General features: G+C 41.2%; 18 protein-coding genes. 13 read left to right on the top strand and 5 right to left on the bottom strand.

The annotated features are described in order from the left end of the window. Positions 1–40: 40 nt before the first annotated feature. Together ATS75_RS10860 and ATS75_RS10855 are read right to left on the bottom strand one after the other, a co-directional pair. Positions 41–835, bottom strand: coding sequence for an META domain-containing protein (locus ATS75_RS10860; RefSeq protein ID WP_058560472.1), 795 nt, complete (start codon positions 833–835; stop codon positions 41–43). Between the two features lie 342 nt (positions 836–1,177). Then, entirely contained in the window at positions 1,178–1,744 is a 567-nt protein-coding gene (locus ATS75_RS10855; protein WP_058560471.1) for a PhnA domain-containing protein, read from the bottom strand. Between the two features lie 265 nt (positions 1,745–2,009). Between ATS75_RS10855 and ATS75_RS10850 the strand changes: the two genes are divergently transcribed. The 6 genes from ATS75_RS10850 (at position 2,010) to ATS75_RS10825 (ending at position 10,736) form a co-directional block, all read left to right on the top strand. Further along, entirely contained in the window at positions 2,010–3,284 is a 1,275-nt protein-coding gene (locus tag ATS75_RS10850) for an EAL and HDOD domain-containing protein (RefSeq protein ID WP_058560470.1), read from the top strand. A gap of 46 nt (positions 3,285–3,330) precedes the next feature. Continuing rightward, positions 3,331–3,939 carry a paraquat-inducible protein A gene (locus ATS75_RS10845; protein ID WP_058560469.1) on the top strand — a complete coding sequence of 203 codons (609 nt, stop codon included), beginning with the start codon at positions 3,331–3,333 and terminating at the stop codon, positions 3,937–3,939. A gap of 155 nt (positions 3,940–4,094) precedes the next feature. After that, entirely contained in the window at positions 4,095–4,469 is a 375-nt protein-coding gene (locus tag ATS75_RS10840; RefSeq protein ID WP_058560468.1) for a hypothetical protein, read from the top strand. Between the two features lie 102 nt (positions 4,470–4,571). Next, positions 4,572–5,897 (top strand): TolC family protein, encoded by a 1,326-nt coding sequence (locus ATS75_RS10835; protein WP_058560467.1) that lies wholly within the window; start codon positions 4,572–4,574, stop codon positions 5,895–5,897. Then, on the top strand, positions 5,887–7,608 hold the full coding sequence (locus ATS75_RS10830; RefSeq protein WP_058560466.1) for an efflux RND transporter periplasmic adaptor subunit: 1,722 nt from the start codon (positions 5,887–5,889) through the stop codon (positions 7,606–7,608). The genes ATS75_RS10835 and ATS75_RS10830 overlap by 11 nt, the downstream gene beginning before the upstream one ends. 8 nt (positions 7,609–7,616) lie before the next feature. After that, positions 7,617–10,736, top strand: a complete 3,120-nt coding sequence (locus tag ATS75_RS10825) for an efflux RND transporter permease subunit (protein WP_058560465.1) — start codon at positions 7,617–7,619, stop codon at positions 10,734–10,736. 202 nt (positions 10,737–10,938) lie between these two features. On the opposite strand, the gene ATS75_RS10820 is transcribed toward ATS75_RS10825, so the two are convergent. The 3 genes from ATS75_RS10820 to ATS75_RS10810 all read right to left on the bottom strand — a co-directional run bounded on the left by ATS75_RS10820 (position 10,939) and on the right by ATS75_RS10810 (position 15,132). After that, entirely contained in the window at positions 10,939–12,426 is a 1,488-nt protein-coding gene (locus ATS75_RS10820; RefSeq protein ID WP_058560464.1) for an exopolyphosphatase, read from the bottom strand. Further along, positions 12,419–14,506 (bottom strand): polyphosphate kinase 1, encoded by a 2,088-nt coding sequence (gene ppk1, locus ATS75_RS10815; RefSeq protein ID WP_058560463.1) that lies wholly within the window; start codon positions 14,504–14,506, stop codon positions 12,419–12,421. Before ppk1 ends, ATS75_RS10820 begins: the two co-directional genes overlap by 8 nt. 119 nt (positions 14,507–14,625) lie before the next feature. Further along, on the bottom strand, positions 14,626–15,132 hold the full coding sequence (locus ATS75_RS10810) for a glycine cleavage system protein R (protein ID WP_058560462.1): 507 nt from the start codon (positions 15,130–15,132) through the stop codon (positions 14,626–14,628). 376 nt (positions 15,133–15,508) lie between these two features. Between ATS75_RS10810 and ATS75_RS10805 the strand changes: the two genes are divergently transcribed. The 7 genes from ATS75_RS10805 to ATS75_RS10775 all read left to right on the top strand — a co-directional run bounded on the left by ATS75_RS10805 (position 15,509) and on the right by ATS75_RS10775 (position 24,169). Continuing rightward, positions 15,509–17,743 (top strand): ABC transporter permease subunit, encoded by a 2,235-nt coding sequence (locus ATS75_RS10805; protein WP_058560461.1) that lies wholly within the window; start codon positions 15,509–15,511, stop codon positions 17,741–17,743. A gap of 15 nt (positions 17,744–17,758) precedes the next feature. Next, on the top strand, positions 17,759–19,408 hold the full coding sequence (pstA, locus tag ATS75_RS10800; protein ID WP_058560460.1) for a phosphate ABC transporter permease PstA: 1,650 nt from the start codon (positions 17,759–17,761) through the stop codon (positions 19,406–19,408). A gap of 19 nt (positions 19,409–19,427) precedes the next feature. After that, a complete protein-coding gene (gene pstB / locus ATS75_RS10795) occupies positions 19,428–20,255 on the top strand; it encodes a phosphate ABC transporter ATP-binding protein PstB (protein WP_058560459.1) in 828 nt (275 codons plus the stop codon). Positions 20,256–20,308: 53 nt separating this feature from the next. Then, the gene (phoU, locus tag ATS75_RS10790) at positions 20,309–21,010 is read left to right on the top strand and encodes a phosphate signaling complex protein PhoU (RefSeq protein WP_058560458.1); all 702 of its coding nucleotides are present in this window, start codon (positions 20,309–20,311) and stop codon (positions 21,008–21,010) included. 171 nt (positions 21,011–21,181) lie between these two features. Next, positions 21,182–21,859, top strand: coding sequence for a TIGR00153 family protein (locus ATS75_RS10785; protein WP_058560457.1), 678 nt, complete (start codon positions 21,182–21,184; stop codon positions 21,857–21,859). Between the two features lie 39 nt (positions 21,860–21,898). Continuing rightward, positions 21,899–23,167, top strand: coding sequence for an inorganic phosphate transporter (locus ATS75_RS10780; protein ID WP_058560456.1), 1,269 nt, complete (start codon positions 21,899–21,901; stop codon positions 23,165–23,167). Positions 23,168–23,260: 93 nt separating this feature from the next. Then, positions 23,261–24,169, top strand: a complete 909-nt coding sequence (locus ATS75_RS10775; RefSeq protein WP_058560455.1) for a hydrogen peroxide-inducible genes activator — start codon at positions 23,261–23,263, stop codon at positions 24,167–24,169. Positions 24,170–24,248 lie beyond the last annotated feature (79 nt).

Here is a 24,248-nt window from a genome sequence, read left to right as displayed (position 1 = left end):
AAAAACGCCCAACTTTACTTGGGCGTTTTTTTGCAAGAGCCTAATTAAAGTACGTTGCTTGGAAGATAACGGTGGCCTCACCTGCTGCATTTTTCATTGTGAGTGTTTCGCCATCAATAGCAAATTCGCTGGCGGTACCAAGCACTGCTGACATCGTTGTTTCAATATTCATTTGCTCTATACACATTTTTTGAGTACTTGCTAATGATTTGAAAGTAAGCGTTTGTTCACTGGCTTCGTAGCTACCAGTAAAGTTATTACATCCTAAAAAGCCATGTGTAGTGCCATTGGCTTTAAATTGAATAAAGGGTTCTTTGGTTTTCACCTCAACAGTTTCACCATTGAAGCTTATCGCTTTCCAGTAAGTGTTTGTTAGGGTTACGTCTGGCTTAGGTGCAGCGACTTTTGACACGATTACTTTATAAGGTTGCTCAGTTTGCTGCTGTGTAAACGGGTCATTATTGGTTGTGCTAATGTAAAGCAATTGGTCTTGGTTTTCGATACGCGCACTAACGCTATAACGATGACCAGCTTTAATTTTTGACTGCTCATATTGCAGTGACACATCATACGGCGGACCACCATTGAGCTCTATGGCTCGTTCGCTGATAACATCTGCTTTAACGTCCATTTTAGACACATTCAAAAGCTTCACTGTCAAAACGGAGTCTGGGCGTAACATACTGCGGTCTAAATAGGTGACTTGGGTGTTAAGAGTCGCCATTGTTTTTTGCTTGGTTGTATTGTCGGGGGTTTTCTCTTGAGTACAACCAGAAAGAGCAATACTTGCTGTTAATAAAGTAACGCAGCCTAATGATGACTTTTGTAATGACATAAATATTCCTTGAATGAGGTAAAGCTAGCAGCACACGCGACTACACACTTTATGCAGCATATTCCCTATACACTTAATCTTAACTTAATTAACCGGAGCTTTGGATAATAAATATATCTCTAGCAGCTACTTTCAACGCTAACTGTGTTGAATTTACTTTTAATAGGCCAGCTATTGACGCGTAAATTCGCCTTGTTATCGCTAAAAGTCTCCGGCTGGAGACTAAAGGGGGTGGGGGTTATTTAATATCAATGTATTAGTGCATATCTTAACCAGAGTTCAGGTTAATTAGCAAAAATGGGCGCATGGCCCATTTTTAAAAATGAAACATCAAGGTTGAGGTTATTTTTTTACATACTTGGTCAAAATGACTATACGTTGACCGTCTACACGCCCTTCAATGTGCTCAGGGTTGCTGGTTAAGCCAATATTACGCACGGCAGTACCACGTTTAGCAACCAAGCTACTTCCTTTAACATCAAGATCTTTGATAAGAGTAACCGTGTCGCCAGCGTGTAAAACTACACCATTACTATCAAGGTGTTTAATATCATCCTCTTCGGCAAGAACTTTCTGTGCCCAGCTCAGTGTATCTTCTTCAAGATAGATCATATCTAAAGCGTCTTGCGCCCACCCATTCTCTACTGCAAGGCGAGTTAGCATTCTATAAGCAACTACCTGCACCGCAGGGGTCTGACTCCACATGCTGTCATTCAAGCAATGCCAATGTGTTGGTGTTAACTCAGTCGTTGCTTCAATTTGATCTTTACATGTTTTACAAACAAAAATACACCGATCTGAGTGCGCTTCAGTGACTGGCGGTACTTCATAAACAGACAAGTTATCGGTAGCACTACATAATTCACATTGGTTATTGCTGCGCTCAATTAAAGTGTGTTCAATACTCATATTCTAAAGGTCTTTTGGTCTGTGGCTGAGGTAGTGGCTAAGTATACCACTGTCCTCTATCAGAAGGACATCTCCCTGATTAATGTATGGGTATTTTTGTTAATAAATTTATTAAATCAGAAAGTTCTGGTTGCTTTGAGTAAGAGGAATTATTACTTTTAAGCGCAGTTTGTTCATGCAAGCTTTTAAAAAATCACTATACTAATTGATATATTGAGTACTAATTTGATTAACCTGAAAAGTAGGTTCATCGGAAGGGCTAACAATGGCGAATACTAAAATAACAAAAACAATGCCGACAATGGTGACGCAATATATTGCGCGTCAGCCAATCTTTGATGCTGAAAAAGGTATTTTTGCCTATGAATTATTGTACCGTGATTCTGTAAATAATGTGTTCCCTGTTGGTACATCAGATGGCCAAGCAACGGGACGATTGTTTTTTAATGCGCTTATGCTGATTGGTTTAGACAAACTAACAGCCAGTCAATATGCGTTTATAAATTTATCTTCAGATGCTTTGCTAGAGGACTTTCCTCGGTTACTTCAACCTAGTAGCGCAGTGATTGAAATTGTTGAACGTGCAAGCAGTATTGAAAAAGTAACACATCGCGTAAAGTCATTAAAAAAGGAAGGGTATCGATTTGCCCTAGATGATTATGATGGCGATGAAAAATGGGAGCCACTTTTAGAGCTTGTAGACTACATTAAGCTTGAGGTGGAAGAGCCAATTATTAAAACCAATATGGCCTTAAAAAAACTCAAACGCCGTTTTCCTAATGTAAAAATAATTGTAGAGCGAATTGAAACACATGAGCAGTTTGTATCATTGAAAAATGCAGGGTGTGACCTGTTTCAAGGTTTCTTTTTTGCTCGCCCAGAAATGCTGACTTACCAAAATGTAGAGCCGTCAAAACTCGTTGTGTTTGATTTACTAAGATGCACGACGCGGTTAGACCTTAATTTTGATCATATACAGCAACGTATCGCAAAAGATGTTGGCCTTACAGCGCGGGTTTTAAAATTGGTTAACGCGCGTTCAGAAAGTAAGAATTTAGTTATTACGTCAATTTCACAAGCTGTTATTTACTTAGGTGAAGACGCGATTCGTCAATTTGTGCGAGTACTTGCTTTAAGTGAACTCGGGGTAGACCGGCCGACTGAATTGACTAAGCTTGGTTTGATTCGCGGGCACTTTATGCAGTTAATGCTAGAGCCAGGTGGCAAAGAAATGTCAGAGCAAGGTTATTTAGTAGGGTTAATTTCAATCCTTGATGCGGTCTTAAATATAGAGCTTGATGTGATAGCAAAAGAGTTCTCTTTAGGTGATGAGTTATCAGGTGCACTGCTTAATTTTAATGGGATGTTAGGCGCAACACTTCATTTAGTGCGAGCTGTGGAAGAAGAAAATTGGCCGCTTGCGGAGCAACTGCTTAAAACAATTCGTCCGGCTTCAGATATAACGATTGTCTATAATATTATGCTGAGCGCCCGTGCATATGGTGACGAGGTGTTAGCGTCCATCATTGAACAAGAATAATTGCTTAAGTATGATACGAACTTATTAATTTCCCTTAAGACGGTTTATGCGTAAAATTTTACCACTGATAACGATATTTATTGCGCTTGTATTATTATTTCCCGGTGTTACTCAACCTGTTTTAACCCTTGAAGGCAAAATAGATAAATCGCAATTGGCACACGTCGGTATTGAAATGCTCGCAGAGGAAGGCGATAACAATACGCGTCGAATGCTTATTATGGCGTCGAGTATGTTGGGACTTGATAAGCTTGAAGGAGAAATTAGCGCTTATGAGAAAACACGCAGTATTTGGGGTACCGTAAACGAACTGGCGAACAATAAAAATTACTTAGTGGCTGTGCTGGTCGCCTTTTTTTCAATTGTGATACCAACATTAAAATTACTGATGCAGTTAGTGTATATCTTTTTGCCGACAAACAAGTGTAAGTTATTACTAGGTCGTGTTATCCAAGGTTTAAGTAAGTGGAGCATGGTTGATGTGTTTGTCATTGCAATTATAGTCGCCTACCTTGCAGGCAATGCCGATGGTCAAATGGGAGAGTTGATCAATATGCACGCTCAATTAGGAAATGGCTTTTGGTATTTTACCGGTTATTGTTTATTTGCTATCGCTGCGAGCAGCTTAATTAAAGTTACACCAAAAAATAGTTAAACGTTTGTATTAATAAAATAGTTATCATAAACTTACCTAGAACCTAGAACCTAGAACCTAGAACCTAGAACCTAGAACCTAGAACCTAGAACCTAGAACCTAGAACCTAGAACCTAGAACCTAGAACCTAGAACCTAATTTATAAAAGGCGTGTTTTGCAACGTATTTACCTTAGTTTATTGACCTGTGTTTTGTTACTCACATTAGTGGGTCAAGCAGTTGCGTCTGTTGCTATGAGTTGTGAAATGCCGCATATGAATCAAACTCACGAATCATCAAAAAGCGAGATAATGAATGAAATGCATCATACTATGTCGTCAAGCATGATGAATATGGATTGTTGCGATGATGATGCCACCGGTAACCAAGAATGTAGCTGCCCGATAAGTGCCTGCTCTGCTTATTCAATGCTGAGTACTGACGGCTTATTCATTACTGTATTACCGCCACCTGAAAAGGTACAGCTTTATACCCTACAAAACCAACACTCTATTGCCAGCTCCCTCTACCGTCCTCCCATGGTTGCTTAGCTGTAGGATAGGTGTGTCTAAAATTTAGCTAATGTCGTAATAATCACCTGTTCTGCATTTGAATTAAATATTGTTAATTTTTTAATTTTAATGGAGCCAGTGATGAATCACTTAGCAGTCCTTAAAGCCAGCTTTTTAGCCTGTATGCTAACAGCGGTAATACCAGCACATAGTAACGAACTTAGCCTCGAGCATACCTTAGATTACGCGTTAAATAACGAACCTTGGCTTGTGGCAAATAAATATCAACAAGCGGCTATACACGCACAAAGTGTCGCTGCCGGCACCTTGCCTGATCCCGTATTAACGGTGGGTTTAATGAATTTTCCCACAGACGGTTTTGCTTTTGACCAAGAAGGTATGACCCAGTTTAAGGTGGGTGTGAGTCAAATGTTTAGTCGTGGTGATAGCCTAGAGCTTAAGCAAAAAGCCATGGCGCAAGCCGCACAACAGTATCCTTGGCTGCGCTCCGAACGCGTTGCACAGGTAAAAGCCATTGTTATCGAAGCCTGGCTGAATGCTTATCGTGCCCAACAGAGTATTGCGCTGATTGAACAAGACAAAAGCTTATTTACCCAGTTAATTGATATTACGGAATCAAGTTATTCAAGCGCCATGGGGAGTACACGCCAGCAAGATATAATTCTTGCTCAACTTGAGTTTACCCGCCTTGAAGACAAATTAGTCATGCTTGAGATGCAAGTTGAAAGTGCTAAAAAACGATTGTCGCAATGGTTGCCCATGAGCATGCTCACTCAATCCGTAAGTAGTACGCGACGTGATATCACTCCTTTAGTGCATTTTTCCCAACTTAGCTTTGAGCAATTAATGGCACTCTTAATGGCTCACCCCGCCATTGTAGCAATCGACAAAGTGGCTGCTGCTAAACACACTGAGATTGCAGTCGCAAAGCAAAGTTATAAACCCCAGTTAGGCGTAAATATGGGATATGGTTATCGCGGTGCTACACCTGCAGGTGATTCACGTGCTGATTTACTTTCAATAGGCATGAGTATCGATTTGCCCTTTTTTACAGATAACCGGCAGGATCAACATGTTAATGCTGCTATTGCTATGGCTGAGTCGGTGAAAACAGAAAAACTCATTGCAGTGAACAAACTCAAAGGGATGTACTTCAAAGAATACAGTCAACTTGTGCGCTTACAACAGCGTGACGCCTTGTATCAAACTAAATTATTGCCGCAAATGGCTGAGCAGGCACAAGCGACATTAAATGCTTATACGCGCGACGATGGTGATTTTTTTGAAGTCATGCGCGCACGCATAAGTGAACTCAACGCTAAAATAGATGCATTAAATATTCAAATAGATCAGCAGATTATAATCGCACGGTTAAATTATTACGCCAGTAGCAAAGATGCTGTCGTGATGGCAGAGCTAACAGCAGGAGAGCATCATGCACACTAATTTTAAATTACTCATTGCAGGATTAGCGGGAGCCGTTATTGCTACAGCTGGTCTTAACTTCATCGATAATGCAGCACACGTGAGCGGCGCTAGCGCAGAGAAAAAACCACTTTATTGGGTTGCCCCCATGGATAGTAACTATCGTCGCGATGAGCCAGGGCTTTCGCCGATGGGCATGGATTTAGTACCGGTTTATGAGATGGAAGACAATAATAACCACGATGGACCCGGTGCCATCACGATCTCTCCTGCTGTGGTTAATAACTTAGGTGTTCGCACTGCTGATGTGCAATTTAAAGCATTACAGAATGAAGTTAGAACGGTCGGTTACGTGCAGTATAATCAAGATCAGCTGGTACATATTCACCCTCGTGTTGAGGGGTGGCTTGAAACACTATATGTTAAGTCTGAAGGTGATCAAGTTACCCAGGGGGAACCTTTATATACCTTATATTCACCTCAATTAGTAAATGCGCAAGAGGAGTTTATTTTAGCGATTAATCGCAATAATACGGTGCTTATTCGAGCAGCTAAAGCACGCTTATATTCACTCAATATTTCAGATAGCTTTATTACGCGTCTAGAAAAAACCAAACAAGTTACGCAAAATGTGACGTTTTATGCCCGTAAAAGTGGCGTTGTGGATGAACTAAATATACGAGAAGGATTTTATGTAAAGCCAGGGACCTCGATGATGAGCATCGCGCAATTGGATGAGGTGTGGATTGAAGCCGAAGTATTTGAACGTCAAGCTGAATTAATCGAACTTGGTTTACCCGTTACCATGACCCTTGATTATATTTCAGGGCAAAGCTGGCGTGGCAAGGTGGATTATATTTACCCAACGTTAGATGCTAAAAACCGCACTTTACGCGTGCGTCTTCGTTTTAATAATCAAGATCACCAACTAAAACCTAATATGTTTGCCCAAGTCAGTATCCAAGTTAAGGCCGCACAAGAGCAGCTTATCGTGCCAAAAGAAGCGGTGATCCGTACGGGTTCGCAAGACCGTGTTGTCGTTGCTTTAGGGGAGGGGCGCTTTAAGTCAGTGGCGGTAGCGTTAGGACGTAGTGATAACAATGACACTGTTATTTTATCAGGCCTGAAAGAGGGCGATAAAGTGGTGACTTCTGCACAGTTTTTATTGGATTCAGAGTCAAGTAAAAGTTCTGACTTTAAGCGAATGCAGACGCCTATTGAAGCAGCTCGTGTCTGGGGTAAAGGCGTGGTTAATAATGTAATGAAACACCACCGAATGGTGAATATAAGCCATGAGCCAATGGATGAACTTGGCTGGCCGAGTATGACAATGGACTTTACCCTCGCTGAGGGTATGGATATGCAAGCATTAAAGGCGGGTCAAACATTACACTTTGAATTGACCAAAGCAGCTGAGGGAAACTACTTAATCAGTGGTATTCATATTATGGATGCAACGCATGTGATGAGTGATGCTGATAATATGGCAACGGTCACTGGCACGATAAACAGAATCGATAAACTCGCAGGCGTTGCTAATATTAGCCGCGGTCCGATTGAAAAATGGAATCGAGGCCCTGCAACCATGGATTTTAAATTTGCTAAAGATCTTGATTTAGCTGGCCTAAATGCTGAACAAACAATGACATTTACGTTTAGTGTGCAAGAAGGTGAGTTTGTCATTAATGACATTGCTGTAGAGTCAATCAAGCAATTGCACAGCGGGCATTAGGAGGCTTTATGATAGCAGCAGTTATTCGTTGGTCCGTGACTAACCGGTTTTTTGTCTTATTACTCACAGCAATCTTAATAGGTGCTGGTGTATTTGCAGTAAAAAACACCCCCGTTGATGCCTTGCCAGATTTATCCGATGTGCAGGTTATTGTCAAAACATCGTACCCAGGCCAAGCACCGCAGGTGGTGCAAGATCAGGTCACTTTTCCGCTCACCACGGCGATGCTGTCAGTGCCCGGAGCACAAACAGTGCGAGGCTTCTCATTTTTTGGTGACTCTTACGTGTATGTCATTTTTGATGAAGATACTGATCTTTACTGGGCGCGTAGCCGAGTGCAAGAGTATTTAAGCCAAGTGGCTAGTCGCTTACCGGATACCGCAACTGCGGAACTGGGTCCAGATGCCACCGGGGTTGGTTGGGTTTATTTATACGCGCTGGTGGATAAAACCAACCAGCACGACATTAGCCAATTACGTAGCCTGCAAGATTGGTTTTTAAAGTTTGAATTGCAAACCGTTCCAGGGGTGTCAGAAGTGGCCTCGGTGGGCGGTATGGTTAAGCAGTATCAAGTCAATGTAGAGCCAGATAAACTGCGGGCTTACGGTATTCCGCTAAGTTTAATACAAACGGCTATTAAGCAAGGCAACCGAGAAATGGGCGCCTCGGTAATCGAAATGGCTGAAGCTGAATACATGGTAACCAGCACGGGTTATATAAAAAGTGTGGTGGATTTAGAATCCATACCATTGGGCGTGAATGCTAATGGTACGCCCTTGCAATTACGTGATGTCGCTAATATTCAACTTGGTCCACAAATGCGCAGGGGTATTGCTGAACTCAATGGTGAAGGTGAAGTGGCTGGTGGCGTCGTTGTTATGCGCTTTGGTGAAAACGCGCAAAAGACCATAGAGCGGGTAAAAGCAAAACTTGAATCATTGAAAAAAGGCCTGCCAGATGGTGTTGAAATAGTGCCAGTGTATGACCGTTCTAATCTAATCAAAAATGCTGTGGATAACCTCACCGGCAAACTGGTCGAAGAGTTAGTCGTCGTCGCATTGATTTGTGTGGTGTTTTTGTTTCATGTGCGTTCATCCTTAGTCGCAATAATTACCCTGCCGCTGGGGATTTTAACGGCATTTATCATTATGTATTGGCAAGGCATTAATGCCAATATTATGTCGCTGGGTGGTATTGCGATTGCGATTGGTGCGATGACCGATGGCGCAATAGTGATGATTGAAAACATGCATAAGCACATGGAGAAAACCCCATTAACAGATGATAACCGATGGCAAATAGTTACAGACGCTGCAAGCGAAGTCGGCCCAGCCCTATTTTTTAGTTTGATGATTATTACCGTTAGTTTTTTACCTGTGTTTATTTTAGAAGCACAAGAAGGGCGGATGTTTGCCCCATTGGCGTACACTAAAACTTATGCCATGGCAGCCTCAGCCGGCCTCGCTATCACTTTAGTGCCCGTGTTAATGGGTTACTTTATTCGCGGTAAGGTGATTTCAGAACAGAAAAACCCGATTAACCGCTTACTCGTTAATACATATAAGCCACTACTTAACCAAGTCTTGCGTTTTCCTAAAATGACCTTAGTCCTTGCTGTTGTTGTGGCAATCATAGGTTTTTACCCGGTGAATAAAATTGGCAGTGAGTTTATTCCCCCGCTTGATGAAGGCGATTTAATGTACATGCCAACCACTTACCCGGGTGTGTCGATTGGTAAAGCACGCGAGATTTTACAGCAGACCGATAAGCTCATCGCAACAGTCCCCGAGGTACTCACGGTATTCGGTAAAGTCGGACGGGCTGAGACAGCCACCGATCCTGCGCCTCTAACGATGATTGAAACCTTTATTCAGCTCAAACCAAAAGATCAGTGGCGTGAAGGAATGACGTTAGATAAGTTAAAAAAAGAGCTTGATGGCTTAGTAAAGTTTCCAGGCCTCACTAATGCGTGGGTGATGCCAATCAAAACCCGTATTGATATGTTAGCAACGGGGATTAAGACGCCAGTAGGCATTAAAGTTGCTGGGCCAAATTTGGGAGAGATTCAAAAAATTGGCCAGCAGATTGAAGTGTTACTTAAAGGAGTGCCGGGTACCGCGTCTGTTTATTCTGAGCGGGTAGCGGGTGGACGTTATATCAAGGTGGATATTAACCGTGAAAAAGCGGCGCGTTATAGTTTGAATATTGCTGATGTACAGCAAGTGGTTTCAACGGCAATTGGTGGCATGAATGTCACGCAAACAGTCGAAGGGCAAGAGCGCTACCCGGTAAATTTACGCTATCCTCAGGACTATCGGGATTCGCCTGAGGGGCTTATGTTACTACCAATCGTTACCCCAACAGGGCAGCGAATAGCGCTTGCTGATGTGGCTGATGTATTCATTGAAGATGGCCCCGCAGGGATCAAAAGTGAAAATGCACGTTTGAACGGCTGGAGTTTTATTGATATCGATGGCATTGATATTGGCAGTTATGTAGACAATGCACGCGAAGTGTTAAACGAGCAATTAGTATTACCAGCAGGTTACTCAATAACATGGGCTGGGCAATATGAATATATGCAGCGCGCTAAAGATAAGCTTGCGTATGTATTGCCACTGACTTTAGCGATTATCATCGTGCTCCTATTTTTAAACTTTCGAAGCTTTGTAGAAGTCGCGATTATTATGCTTACTTTACCGCTTGCGATGATTGGTGGGGTATGGCTCATGTATTTAGAAGGCTTTAACTTTTCAGTCGCAGTGGGAGTGGGCTTTATCGCGTTAGCAGGGGTTGCCGTTGAAATAGGTGTGATTATGCTGGTGTATTTAAACCAAGCTTACCAAGAGAAGTGTGTGCATGCGCAACAAGCTGGCAACACGCTTAGCCTTGACCAACTTAAGCAAGCTATTGTTGAAGGTGCCGGTCTGCGAGTTCGCCCAGTGATGATGACAGTTGCCACTATTATCATCGGCTTATTACCCGTGTTATACGGTACAGGAACAGGCAGTGAAGTAATGAGCCGTATCGCTGCGCCTATGGTCGGAGGCATGTTCAGCGCTATTGTATTAACCTTATTGGTTTTACCTGCGGTGTATTTACTATGGCGAAAGCAGTCAATAAGCTAATGCAATCGCTCCATTACTTTGACAGGGGATGTGTAAGGTGTATTTTTAATCGACCTATATGTAGTACATCATCTGTTTTTATTGATCTTAAACTATCTATTTGTTTGGCAGGAACCCGCATTTAATCACGGCAAGGGTATGTAATTAACCTGATGATTTATTAAGATGATACGGGTAGTGTTTGCTACCCGTGTCACTTTAATCAACAAAAGTCGATTAAAAACCCGACTTTCTTTAAGTATTTTTGTTCCTGTTGTAAGTCAGCTAATAGCAATGTTTGTTCGCTTAACCACCCTACAGGGAATTGTAATAGCATACTATTACCCTTTACAGTTACCGCCAGATCTTGGTGTTGATCACTCAGACGCTTCTGATTTAATAATACCGCTAACCTGAGTAATACAATGAGCTGTAAAATCTGAAAATGGGGTAGCGAAAGAAGTTGAGGGAATGCTTCTAAGCGAATTTTTTTACGATAAAAACGTATCAAACAACTCAGCAATGTTTGCTGTTGCTGTGTGAAGCCAGGCAGCTGGCTGTTTTCAACGACATAGGCACTGTGCTTATGCAGGCCTGATGAATTAATACTCAAGCCTATTTCATGCAATTGTGCAGCCCAAACGAGTAACTGATGATTATCTAGCGAGTCCAGTTGCCACTCTTTTTGCACTTGGATAAAAAGCCAATCAGCGGTGTTTGCGACTCGTCCAGCGTGCACTTTATCAATAGCATTTCTTTCACTTAAGTTAGCAATTGTATTAGTACGAATATCTTTGAGTGCCAACTTTTGCTGCATTTCATGAAGTAGCCCTTCTCGCAATGAGAAGTCACTGTAATCCATTTCGTCGATGTTAAATAACTTAAAAATAGCGATTAAAATAGCCAACCCGCCGCAAATACTGACTTGTCGCTCAGGACTTAATCCCGTGATAAGTAAGTTATCAATTGTTTTAGCAGCGATAAACTGCGTTTTTAGTTCAAGTAAGCGCTCTAGGGTAATGGTTTTTTGCTGTGGATCATTTGCAATGATCATTGCAAGAATCGACTTTATTGTTCCGGAAGTGCCTACCACAGCGTCCCAGCCAGCACCTATATAGCTGGCATAAATAACCTCAAGTTCTTGCTCTGCTCTGATTTGCGCTTTATTAAAGCGCTTGCCATTAATGATCCCATCAGCAAAAAACTGTTTACTATAACTAACACACCCCATATTACGGCTACTGAGCAATGAGTGCTTAAAGTGTTTACCGATAATGAGTTCAGTACTGCCACCACCAATATCGACAACTAAGCGGTTTTCATCATGATGGATATAATGCGCCACACCTTGATAAATTAAACGCGCCTCTTCTTGCCCAGATATAACATCAATATGATAAGGAAAAACCTTACTTGCTTGTGTTAAAAACGCATTAATGTTCTTGGCGCGCCTTAAAGTATACGTTGCGGCTATTTTTACATTACTCGCAGGGAAGTCCTGCAATGTAGTGGCGAACTGTTTTAATACGGCTAAAGCACGCTCGGTTGCAGCTTGGCTAAGTTGGTACTTATCATCCAGCCCATCAGCCAAATATACGCGCTGCTTCTCTTTGTGAAGAATCTGCAAAGAGCCATCCACTTCTCTTGCTACCACTAAGTGAAAACTGTTTGAGCCTAAATCAACGGCAGCAATCGAAGGATAATTATTCATTATGGTAATTGTGTTCCCATTTTTTTAAGAGGTCATGGATTGCTATTTGCGAGCGAATCTTTTTGCGATTCCCGCGTTTAACATAGAGATTTTTTTGTTCACTATCAATGATACGTGCTTTTGTACGGTCTTTAAATTGTAAGTCGATGATATCAATAATGAGCTGTTTCAGCTTTTCATCGTAAATGGGAACGCCCACTTCAACACGGTGATCTAAGTTTCGTGTCATCCAATCTGCTGATGAGATATATACTTTTTCCTCACCTTTAGTACCAAATATCATGACTCGTGGGTGCTCTAAAAAACGGTCGACAATGCTTATTACACGAATATTATCGCTAAAGTTTACAATGCCAGGCACTAAAGAGCACATACCACGTACGATAATCTTAATCTTGACCCCTTTGCGCGCAGCGAAATATAAATTATCAATCAGCTCTTTATCGACAAGGTTATTGACTTTAATAGATATTTTCCCTGATTTACCGCTCTCGACGTTTGTTACTTCTTGTAAAATCAATTTATTAAGGACTGTTCGCGCATTAACAGGCGAGATCATTAAGTGCTCAAAAACAAACGGTTTATAGCTGTTCTCTATAAATTTAAATACGCTGTCACTTTCATCACAAATGCCGCTATGCTTGGTAAATAAACTAAAGTCAGTGTAAATTTTAGCGGTTTTCTCGTGGAAATTACCGGTGCCTATGTGTGCATATTTTACAATTTGACCTTTTTCACGGCGGTGGATAATACATAGTTTACTGTGTACTTTTAATGCGGGGATACCAAAAATAACTTTAATGCCTGCAGCGCTTAATACCTTTGCCCATTTAATGTTATTTTCTTCATCAAAGCGTGCTTTTAACTCCACCATAACGGTGACTTTTTTTCCATTTTTTGCCGCATTAATCAGTGATGAAATTAACCGTGATTTACTGGCCACACGATAAATATTTACTTTTATTTGAGTCACTTTAGGGTCAAATGCAGCCTGGCGTACATACTCAAGTAAGTGGTTAAAAGTGTGGTAAGGGTAGTAAAGTAAAATATCCTGCTGAGTAATTGCGTCAAATACACTTGCATGGGTATTAAATGAGCTGCTTTGTAAAACGGGTAAATTTTTATTCTCTAGATATTGACGTCCTATATTAGGGAAGCCGATGAAGTCTCTAAAGTTACGGTAGCGTCCGCCCGGTATAAGGGCATCATGATGGGTGACCCCTAAACGCTTTTTCATCACTTTAAGCATCGACTCAGGCATGACTTGATCATATACCAGCCTAACAGGCTCGGCATACACTCGTTGCTTTAAGCCTTTGGACATTTTATCAAGAATGCCTTCTTCTAATTCGTCGTCTAAGTTGTACTCGGCGTCACGGGTGAGTTTGATAGAGTGACCTTGTATTTCATTAAAACTGAAAAAGTTACTAAATACATCGTTAATAAAAAACAAAATAATATCATCGAGTAATACAATTGTTTTGTGACGACGCGTTTTCTCCGGAGGTAAAATTACAAACCTAGGGACTCTATCGGTTGGTACTTCGAGCATTGCATAATGGCTTTTATCACTGAGCATTTCGACAAAAATGTAGGTCATTGTATCGTTGATGTGGTCAGAGTAATCTTTATTTTCATCCAGCATGATGGGAGAAATATGCTGGAGAACTTTGTCATGAAAAAAGGTCTTCAACCAATTGATGTGAAAATCACTAAGAGTTTCTGGGCGATCCACGTGAATGTTATGATCATTTAAGTCGCAGAGGATTTGCTGGTGAATGGCATTAAATTTTTTGGTTAATTGCAGAATTTTTTGCTGAATCTCAGCAAGTAATATCTCGTCTTCATCAAAATTAGTATCAGGTAATTTATTGAGTAGTATTCTACGCTTTACATCAGCAACGCGGACTCTAAAAAACTCATCTAAATTATTAGAAAAGATCCCTAAAAAGCGCATGCGTTCTATAATAGGGTTGCTCTCGTCAGCGGCTTCTTGCAATACACGGTCATTAAACGACAGCCAGCTTAATTCTGGGGCAAAATAAGTAATTGTTTGCGACACGTTTGAGCAAGCATTCATGATTCATTCCTTAAATAACGTCTCCTTAAAAGATAGTACAAAAAGATGACATTATCATGACAAACATGTCAATTTCATTACACATTTGTCATGGGAATTGAAGAGTGAAATGGGTAAGTTTATGCCGTTTCAATATCAACGATTAAATCTGCCGTGATTGCTTCAAGAGCATTAACAACTTCATCTTTGTTCATACCCGCAGGAAGTTCAATTGTTGCAACTGCACTAAAAATAGGCACCCCCCAATTTGGCGCGCTTTGCTGCTTAGAGTTTAAGTGGGTAATGCTGGCGCCTTTATGTCTAATGACACTGGCAAGCTCTTGCACTATGCCTGGGCGGTCATTACCGGTGATAACAAAATTAAGCGTTTCAGCTGGCATGTTTTCAACTGACTCGACGCCGTTTTCAATTTTAACTTCTAAATTAGGGAGTTCATCAAGTGCAACTTGTAACTCTTTAAGGTGCTCTTCAGGCACAGCCACTTCTAAAATTCCTGCAAAGTGGCCCGCTAAATGGCTCAAATTACTTGTTAACCAGTTTCCATGATGACTTAAAATGGCAGAAGAAATGTCTTCGACAAGGCCCGGGCGGTCTTGCCCTAAAATAGTGATAACTAATTGCTTCATGAGTAGGTTCCTAAAATTGCCGCTATGAAAAATGCACCGGCATGAAATAGTTGAATGATTATTATGTTTATAAAGCCACGTTGAGTATTGACTCAGTTAGTTATTTTGTCCAATTTTTGTTGGGTTTGGTTCCATATTGATACAAAGAATAAGTAAACTGCTTATGCTTAGTGTAGTTAACTCCATGTTTATTATGTAATATTGCTAAGTTGAATTTTTCTCATGTTAGCAGCAGCATGCTAATGTGTTGATTAATAATAGGCTTTGTCGCTGTCAATTTTAGGTAAAAGCTAATTAACCCTATTATGACGTCTGTAACATTACTGTCATCTTGGTGAAATATAATAGGTCAACGTTAAGTTTTAAAGGTGTTTCGATGACTTCCAATCCGAATAAACCGTCTTTCAATACGGATAGAAGCCGTCTATTTAAAGACCGGTTTGCCCAATACAGCATTACTGCTGGCGGTATAATGGTGTTAATAGCGCTGCTGTTGATATTTTTCTATTTGCTTTATGTAGTTCAACCTATTTTTGAATCAGCAGATGTGGAAACGCGTGATAGCTTTCCATTAACTAATGCTGAGCAAATTGCTGGCTTAGGTGTAGAAGAGCAAACTGAAGTTGCATTTTTACTTACCAAAGCAGGTGTTGTTGATTTCTACAGCGTAGAAAAGCAAACATTCGGCAAAAAACTAACGAGCCTACCAGTTAAACTCGATGCTAAGGTATCAAGCTTTGCGACCAGTGCACCTTTTCAAGGGCAATATGCCTATGGGTTGGAGAATGGTTCAGCAGTGATCGTTGTGCCAAAGTTTTTAGTTACTTTTCCAAACGACAAACGCAAACTCACACCACGTTTAGATTATCCGCTAGGTGAATTATCCTTGGCTGTCGATGATCAGGGGGCTGCTATTGCTCAGTTTGCATTTAGTCACTACGAAGAGAAAACGGCCATCGTGGCGCAGACAGTTGATAAACGCGTGATGTTTAGCAGCTTTATTGCGGAAGAGAACATGTTCACTGGTGAAATAGAGTGGCAAGTTGAGCGAACTGAGCTTGATGTTGAAGGCCGAATTGATCAATTACTCATGTCTCCAGATACAACCCGTACTTTTGTTCGCACGGCAAATCAAATTTATATCTACGACACACGTTTCCCAAGTGATGTTGAGTTAATTCAAGTTTTGGCCGCTAATGAAGAGAATGCAAACCTAGTTTCTGCAGAGCTTTTAGCTGGCGCGAACTCATTGATGTTGGCTAATGACAATGGTGAAGTATCTCAGTGGTTTGAAGTAAACACAGATGATGGACGTGAATATCAAAAAATTAGGGCTTTTGAAACAGCAAAACAGGACAAATTAGATATATTTACTGAGTTTTACCGCCGTACGTTTTTCACTACCAGTTCAAATGGTGAGTTAGGTTTGTACTACACCACCAGTGAAGCAAAACTTTGGCAAGGTAAAATAAGCGATGGAGCAATCGAAAATTTTGCAATTGCACCGCGTTCAAATGCAGCACTTATTTTAGCTGACAACAAATTAACAGTGGTCGATATTCATAACGAACACCCAGAGGTGACATGGTCAGCCTTATGGCAAGAGGTATGGTATGAAGGTTATCCAGAACCCGGATACATTTGGCAATCAACCTCTGCGAGTGATGACTTTGAATCGAAGTTTTCTTTAGTACCGATCTCGTTTGGTACAATTAAAGCGGCGATGTACGCCATGTTATTTGCTGTGCCAATTGCATTATCAGCGGCTGTATATACTGCGTACTTTATGTCGAGTGAGCTGCGTAAAGTGGTTAAGCCGACTGTCGAAATCATGGAAGCATTACCCACGGTAATTTTAGGGTTCTTAGCGGGTTTATGGCTTGCGCCATTAATCGAAGAGCACTTACCTGCCATCGTTGGTTTATTGATTATGCTTCCGGTGGGGATTATTGCAACAGCGTATGGTTGGACAAAATTGCCAGCAGGTATTCGTCATCGTATTCCTGAAGGGTCACATTCAATTTTACTTATTCCGGTAGTGCTATTAATCGGCTGGTTAGCGTTTGCAATGAGCGGCGCAATAGAATTGTGGATGTTTGATGGTAATGTTCGTCAATACCTAACGAATGAGTTAGGAATGACATTTGACCAACGTAACTCATTAGTTGTCGGTATTGCGATGGGCTTTGCTGTTATACCGACTATCTTCTCTATCGCAGAAGATGCGGTATTCAGTGTTCCTAAGCACCTTTCAAATGGGTCACTTGCCTTAGGCGCAACACAATGGCAGACATTGGTTAGCGTTGTGCTTTTAACCGCCAGCCCAGGTATTTTCTCTGCGGTGATGATGGGATTAGGTCGCGCAGTGGGGGAAACCATGATTGTGCTTATGGCAACAGGTAACACACCGATTATGGATTGGAGTATTTTCCAAGGTATGCGTACGCTAGCGGCCAATATTGCAGTTGAAATGCCAGAATCTGAAGTGGGGAGTTCACATTATCGAATCCTCTTCTTAGCGGCATTTGTATTATTCATATTTACCTTTATTTTCAACACAGTGGCTGAGTTTGTTCGTCAGCAACTGCGTGATAAATACAGCTCAATGTAATTGGAGAAACACGACATGGTAAAGCAGTGGTTTAAGTCAGGTTCTCCTTGGATATGGATGACAGGTGGTGCAGTAAGTATCAGCTTGATATCTGTTCTTGGATTATTAGCAATGATTGCATGGAAAGGGTTAAGCTTTTTCTGGCCTTCACAGGTGGTGCAATTTGAGCTTGATGGCTCAGTAACAAAACAAACCGTGATTGGTGAAGTATATGACCGAGAAATGGTGCCAAAGTCACGTCTTGAAGCAATGGGCGTGGATTTATCAGGCTTTGAAAAAGAGCAATTAGAACGTTTACTTATTAAAACAGGTAACCGTGAATATGTAGATTTAGATTTCCGTTGGGTACTTGAAACGGATATAAAATCAAAGACGACTCCTGCGGATCTTGCAGTATTTGAACGTAGTAAAAATGGTAATTTTTACGGCTATATTGAAACAGTGATAAAAGACGGGCAAGTCATTACTGACAATAAAAAACAAGTACTGGAAGAATTGGTTGATCGCGCAGTGGATTTAAATGATCAAGCTGCCGATCTACAAGACGGTGACATCGGCCATATCAACTATGCGCTAGAACGTTTGCGTCTTCAGGAGAAGTCTTACTTATTAGATGATGCGCTGACTGATGAGCGAGTTGCAGAGCTTGCTCAACAACGTGCGGCGCTTAGAGCCGATTACTTGGTACTAGAAAAACAACTTTTTGCACTTCGTAACCAGGCAAAGCGCGATAAAGTAACCGTTAAAGACATGCGCGGGGAAAGTGTCACAATACCACTTTACCAAGTGCTCGATTTTTGGTTACCCAATGATATGGGCTTTTTTGCGAAACTAGGTCACTACTTTGTGCAATTGGGCAAGTTTATTTCAGATGACCCACGTGAAGCGAATACGGAAGGGGGGGTTTTCCCTGCTATATTTGGTACGGTATTTATGGTAATGCTAATGGCTGTTATTGTTACGCCATTTGGTGTCGTTGCGGCGATTTACTTACATGAATATGCAGCAAAGAATGCTGTGACAAAAATGATTCGTATCGCTGTTATTAACCTAGCGGGTGTTCCATCAATTGTATATGGTGTATTCGGCTTAGGCTTCTTTGTTTATGTGCTAGGCGGAAGCTTAGACCAACTATTCTACCCAGAAGCCGCGCCTAGCCCAGTATTTGGTACACCAGGTGTGATGTGGTCGGCATTGACACTGGCGATTCTTACATTGCCAGTTGTTATTGTATCGACAGAAGAGGGTTTATCACGTATTCCTAGTACTGTACGTCACGGTTCACTTGCATTAGGTGCTACGCAAGCAGAGACTTTATGGCGGATTATTGTGCCAATGGCTAGCCCTGCTATTATGACAGGATTAATATTAGCGGTTGCGCGAGCAGCGGGTGAGGTCGCCCCATTAATGCTAGTTGGTGTTGTTAAGATGGCGCCTACATTACCGCTTGATGGTAACTTCCCGTATTTTCACTTAGATAGAAAGTTTATGCACTTAGGCTTCCATATATACGATGTTGGCTTCCAAAGCCCGAATGTCGAAGCGGCTCGTCCGTTGGTTTATGCCACTGCATTCTTATTAGTATCAGTGATCATCACATTGAATATCACAGCAATCGGCATACGTAATCACTTACGTGAAAAATACAGATCGCTTGAGCATTAATTAGTAAAGGTAAAAAGACATGATTACAGTCGCTCCACAAGTAAACCAGTCAGGCACAAGCTTGAAATTGGATTTAGAGAATTTAGGTAAAGAGCAAACAGCACTCGAGATCAAAGATTTGGATCTTTACTATGGTGATAAACAAGCATTAAGCTCGGTTAATATGAAGATCCCTAAAGGTCAAGTAACCGCATTTATCGGGCCGTCAGGTTGTGGTAAATCGACGCTTTTGCGTTGTATTAACCGCATGAATGATTTAGTTGATATTTGCCGAATCGAAGGTGAAATATTACTTCATGGGCAAAATATATACGATAAAAGCGTTGATGTAGCCGCGCTTCGTCGTAATGTCGGTATGGTGTTTCAACGCCCAAACCCATTTCCTAAGTCAATTTATGAGAATGTGGTTTATGGCCTGCGCTTACAAGGTATTAAAGAAAAGCGTAAGCTAGATGAAGTGGTTGAGCAATCTCTTCGTGGTGCCGCATTATGGGATGAAGTAAAAGACAGATTGCATGACAGTGCGTTTGGTCTTTCCGGTGGTCAGCAACAGCGTTTAGTGATTGCGCGTTCAATTGCCATTGAACCTGAAGTATTGCTGTTGGATGAACCAACATCGGCGCTCGATCCAATTTCTACCCTAGTCATTGAAGAGCTCATCAATGATTTAAAAAACAAGTTTACCGTTGTCATTGTTACGCATAACATGCAACAGGCAGCGCGTGTATCAGATCAAACTGCATTTATGTACATGGGTGAGTTAATAGAGTATTCAGATACTAATACCCTATTTACTACGCCAAACAAAAAGAAAACTGAAGACTATATTACAGGTCGTTACGGTTAGACATTTGTGTTGGTATTTTGCAGCAATAAACGAATTTGATAAGAAGGTAAATAATGGAACACAATATTAATAAGCATATTTCAGGTCGCTTTAATCAAGAGCTTGAAAATGTACGTAACCATGTATTGAGCATGGGTGGTTTAGTTGAGCAACAATTAAACAGCGCGCTTGATGCGGTTAGTAACGGTGATGCAGAGCTTGCGCGTAAAGTGCGTGAAAACGATTACAAAGTGAATGCAATGGAAGTAAATATTGATGAAGAGTGCACCCGTATTATTGCACGACGTCAACCAGCTGCCAGTGATTTACGTTTGGTTATTGCAATAGCGAAGACGATTGCAGATTTAGAGCGCATCGGCGATGAAGCTGAACGTATTGCTAAAGTTGCATTAGATTCATTTACTAAAGACCAACAAGATTTATTAGTGAATATTGAAAATATGGGTCGTCAAGTGTCTAAAATGCTGCATGATGTTTTAGATGCATTTGCCCGTATGGACGTCCAGCGAGCGTTTGAAGTACATAAAGAAGACGCCAAAGTTGATCGCGAATATGAAGCAATTACCCGCCAAATAATGACCTACATGATGGAAGATCCACGTTCAATTCCAAAAATAATGGATTTAGTTTGGTCTGTGCGTTCATTAGAGCGCATTGGTGATAGATGCCAAAACATTGCTGAATACATAATCTATTTTGTTAATGGAAAAGATATTCGTCATACATCTCAAGAAGATATAGAAAAATCACTTTAACTTCTTAGCGATTTGTTTATTGTAAAAAAGCGGCTATTAGCCGCTTTTTGTTTTTATACTGTAACTAAAAATATGATCATGGAGCGGCTAAGTAATAAAAAGCGTTCACAAATGTTGCGAATGCTGTAAAATTCACGCCGCAAAGCATACTAATTTGATTAAGGGTCAGCTATGCCAACTAACGCGTTTTTAGGAGTGTTCGCAAAATCTCCTATCAAGCCAATGGAAGATCACATCAAAAAGGTACATCAAGCAAGTAAAGCCTTGATCCCTTTTTTCCACCACGTTTTTAAAGAAGAGTGGGCTCAAGCGGAAGAAATTCGCTTGGACATTCGCAATTTAGAACGTGAAGCCGACGACATGAAAAGAAATATACGTTTACAACTACCGCGTGGTTTATTTATGCCGGTAGAGCGTACAGATCTGCTTGAGCTCGTCACCCAGCAGGATAAAATTGCTAATAAAGCTAAAGACATTGCTGGTCGTGTAATTGGTCGCGAAATGACCATACCAAAAGAAATTCAAACTGATTTCTTAGCCTATGTAACACGTTGTGTTGATGCGACTAAACAAGCATCAAAAGCAATCAATGAGTTAGATGAGCTTTTAGAAACAGGGTTTAAAGGCCGCGAAGTGACCTTGGTAGAAAAAATGCTCGTTGAATTGGATGCAATAGAACAAGACACGGATGATATGCAAATCAAAATACGTCGCCAATTACGCGACGTAGAAGATGGACTAAACCCAGTCGATGTTATGTTTTTATACAAGATTATCGAATGGGTCGGCGAACTTGCTGATATAGCAGAGCGCGTAGGTTCACGTCTTGAGCTGATGTTGGCTCGTTAATTTACACTCAGTTCAATAACGAAAGATTAAGGTTACACAATGGATATCATTGCATCTTATGGCACGGTATTAATTTTAATTGCCGCTGCTGTCGGTTTTTTCATGGCTTATGGTATTGGTGCAAATGATGTTGCCAATGCGATGGGTACATCAGTTGGTTCAAAAGCGCTTACAATCAAACAAGCAATCTTAATTGCTATGGTGTTTGAGTTTGCAGGTGCTTATTTGGCCGGTGGTGAGGTAACATCAACAATCCGTAAAGGTATTATTGATTCAACGCCATTTATGGATATTCCTGAATTGATGGTTCTCGGTATGATCTCAGCATTGTTTGCTGCGGGAAGCTGGTTACTCATTGCCTCATTTTTGGGATGGCCAGTTTCAACAACTCACTCAATCATCGGTGCCATTATTGGTTTTGCGCTTGTTGCTGTGGGAAGTGAAGCCATTCAATGGGGTAAAGTAGCGGGTATCGTAGGGAGCTGGATTGTTACCCCTGCCATTTCAGGCTTTATCGCTTATCTTATTTTTATGAGTGCACAAAAACTCATTTTTGATACAGATGCGCCACTTAAAAATGCAAAACGTTTTGTGCCAATTTATATGGGCTTAGCCGGCTTTATTATGTCTTTAGTGACGATTAAAAAAGGTTTAAAGCACATTGGTATTAATTTAGGCGCGGTTGAAGGTTATGCCTTGGCCATTGCGATTGCTGTTGGAGTTGGCTTACTGGGTAAAGTCGCAATTTCTCGCTTGAAAATTGATCCACAAGCTGACAAGAAAATGCAATTCAACAATGTTGAAAAAGTGTTTGCTATCTTAATGGTATTAACAGCATGTTGTATGGCATTTGCGCATGGTTCAAATGACGTTGCAAACGCGATTGGTCCATTAGCTGCTGTTGTAAATATCGTTGAAAACAACGGCGAAATAGCCAAAAAAGCCGCGCTAGCATGGTGGATATTACCACTAGGTGGTATTGGTATTGTTGCTGGCCTTGCGTTCCTAGGTAAAAAAGTAATTAAAACAATTGGTGAAGGTATTACACATTTAACACCTAGCCGTGGTTTTGCTGCTGAACTTGCAGCGGCGTCTACCGTTGTTATTGCATCGGGAACAGGTTTGCCTATCTCAACGACACAGACTCTTGTTGGTGCAGTGTTAGGTGTAGGTATGGCGCGAGGCATCGCTGCACTTAACATGGGTGTAGTCAGAAACATTGTGGTTTCTTGGGTAATTACATTGCCAGTTGGTGCAGGTCTTGCTATTGTTATTTTCTACGTTTTAAGATTTGCATTCGGAGTCTAATTCCTGCGGATTTTAAGTAGCACAGACTTTTAGCTTGAAAAGATCTCAATGCCCTCGGTATTGGGGTCTTTTTATTTGTAGGTAACAAAAGTAATGACGAATCTTCCCAGTATTAAGCAGCTGCAGTATTTACTCGCTGTGCATCAGCATCAACATTTTGGCCGTGCAGCCAGTGCGTGTTTTATCGGCCAATCGACATTGAGTAGTGCCATACAAACGCTTGAAGAAACCTTGGGTTGTCAGCTCATAGAACGTGAAAATCGTAGTTTAATGTTTACTGCGGTTGGTGAAGAAGTTGTTGAACGTGCTCGAAAAATAATCGATGATACTTTGAGTGTTAAAGAGTTAACTAAAAGTCACCTCAACCCGTTGAGTGGCAAGTTGACCTTGGGTGTTATACCAACAATCGCAAGCTTTATCGCAGCCCCTCTTTATCATTTTTGTCAGCAGCAATTTATTGATCTCGAACTGGTGCTTGTAGAAGATACCAGTGATAACCTGCTAGATAAGCTGGAACACGGGCATATAGATTTAGCGCTATTAGCATTGCCGTATGAGACAGATAAGTTTCATACGCAAGTATTAGCACAAGATCATTTCAGTTTAGTTCACCATGCTGATTATAAGCCAGCAGCAGGGATTGAGGATTTTAATCTACTCCCCGATGCTAGTGTATTCTTGCTTGAACGTGAGCACTGTATGACAGGGCACGCACTCAGTGCGTGTCATCTTAATCGTTCAAGCTGTATTAATCCGTTTGAAGCTGCCAGCTTACATACATTATTAAGTATGGTTGAGTATCAGCTCGGGGTGACATTCTTACCTCAAATGGCACTAAATGCAGGGATACTAGCCAATAAAAACATGCTTGCAACACCTTCAAATGGTGATGCATATCGTGACATAGGCATTTTATGGCGTAAAACAACGGGGCGAATTCGCGACTTTAGAATCTTTAGCCAAGCGCTTAAGGATTTTCTAGCGAAGCAATGCCAAGTTTAATATTATAAAGCAGTAAGTTATGAATAAAGCGCAATTTAATTGCGCTTTTTTTTGGTGTTTTCAAACTATTCACCTCACT

Origin of the sequence: Pseudoalteromonas sp. H105, assembly GCF_001469215.1 — a bacterium.
In the GTDB taxonomy this organism is placed as follows: Bacteria; Pseudomonadota; Gammaproteobacteria; order Enterobacterales; family Alteromonadaceae; genus Pseudoalteromonas.
This window is presented reverse-complemented; position numbering and strand designations above follow the sequence as displayed.

What these genes read in the sequence shown, in the direction of transcription:
- ATS75_RS10810 (WP_058560462.1), bottom strand. Translation starts at nt 15,132, where the DNA reads ATGAAGCAATTAGTTATCACTATTTTAGGGCAAGACCGCCCGGGCCTT.
- pstA (WP_058560460.1), top strand. Translation starts at nt 17,759, where the DNA reads ATGGTAAAGCAGTGGTTTAAGTCAGGTTCTCCTTGGATATGGATGACA.
- ATS75_RS10820 (WP_058560464.1), bottom strand. Translation starts at nt 12,426, where the DNA reads ATGAATAATTATCCTTCGATTGCTGCCGTTGATTTAGGCTCAAACAGT.
- ATS75_RS10845 (WP_058560469.1), top strand. Translation starts at nt 3,331, where the DNA reads ATGCGTAAAATTTTACCACTGATAACGATATTTATTGCGCTTGTATTA.
- pstB (WP_058560459.1), top strand. Translation starts at nt 19,428, where the DNA reads ATGATTACAGTCGCTCCACAAGTAAACCAGTCAGGCACAAGCTTGAAA.
- ATS75_RS10835 (WP_058560467.1), top strand. Translation starts at nt 4,572, where the DNA reads ATGAATCACTTAGCAGTCCTTAAAGCCAGCTTTTTAGCCTGTATGCTA.
- ATS75_RS10825 (WP_058560465.1), top strand. Translation starts at nt 7,617, where the DNA reads ATGATAGCAGCAGTTATTCGTTGGTCCGTGACTAACCGGTTTTTTGTC.
- ATS75_RS10785 (WP_058560457.1), top strand. Translation starts at nt 21,182, where the DNA reads ATGCCAACTAACGCGTTTTTAGGAGTGTTCGCAAAATCTCCTATCAAG.
- ppk1 (WP_058560463.1), bottom strand. Translation starts at nt 14,506, where the DNA reads ATGAATGCTTGCTCAAACGTGTCGCAAACAATTACTTATTTTGCCCCA.
- ATS75_RS10780 (WP_058560456.1), top strand. Translation starts at nt 21,899, where the DNA reads ATGGATATCATTGCATCTTATGGCACGGTATTAATTTTAATTGCCGCT.
- ATS75_RS10850 (WP_058560470.1), top strand. Translation starts at nt 2,010, where the DNA reads ATGGCGAATACTAAAATAACAAAAACAATGCCGACAATGGTGACGCAA.
- ATS75_RS10855 (WP_058560471.1), bottom strand. Translation starts at nt 1,744, where the DNA reads ATGAGTATTGAACACACTTTAATTGAGCGCAGCAATAACCAATGTGAA.
- phoU (WP_058560458.1), top strand. Translation starts at nt 20,309, where the DNA reads ATGGAACACAATATTAATAAGCATATTTCAGGTCGCTTTAATCAAGAG.
- ATS75_RS10805 (WP_058560461.1), top strand. Translation starts at nt 15,509, where the DNA reads ATGACTTCCAATCCGAATAAACCGTCTTTCAATACGGATAGAAGCCGT.
- ATS75_RS10830 (WP_058560466.1), top strand. Translation starts at nt 5,887, where the DNA reads ATGCACACTAATTTTAAATTACTCATTGCAGGATTAGCGGGAGCCGTT.
- ATS75_RS10860 (WP_058560472.1), bottom strand. Translation starts at nt 835, where the DNA reads ATGTCATTACAAAAGTCATCATTAGGCTGCGTTACTTTATTAACAGCA.
- ATS75_RS10775 (WP_058560455.1), top strand. Translation starts at nt 23,261, where the DNA reads ATGACGAATCTTCCCAGTATTAAGCAGCTGCAGTATTTACTCGCTGTG.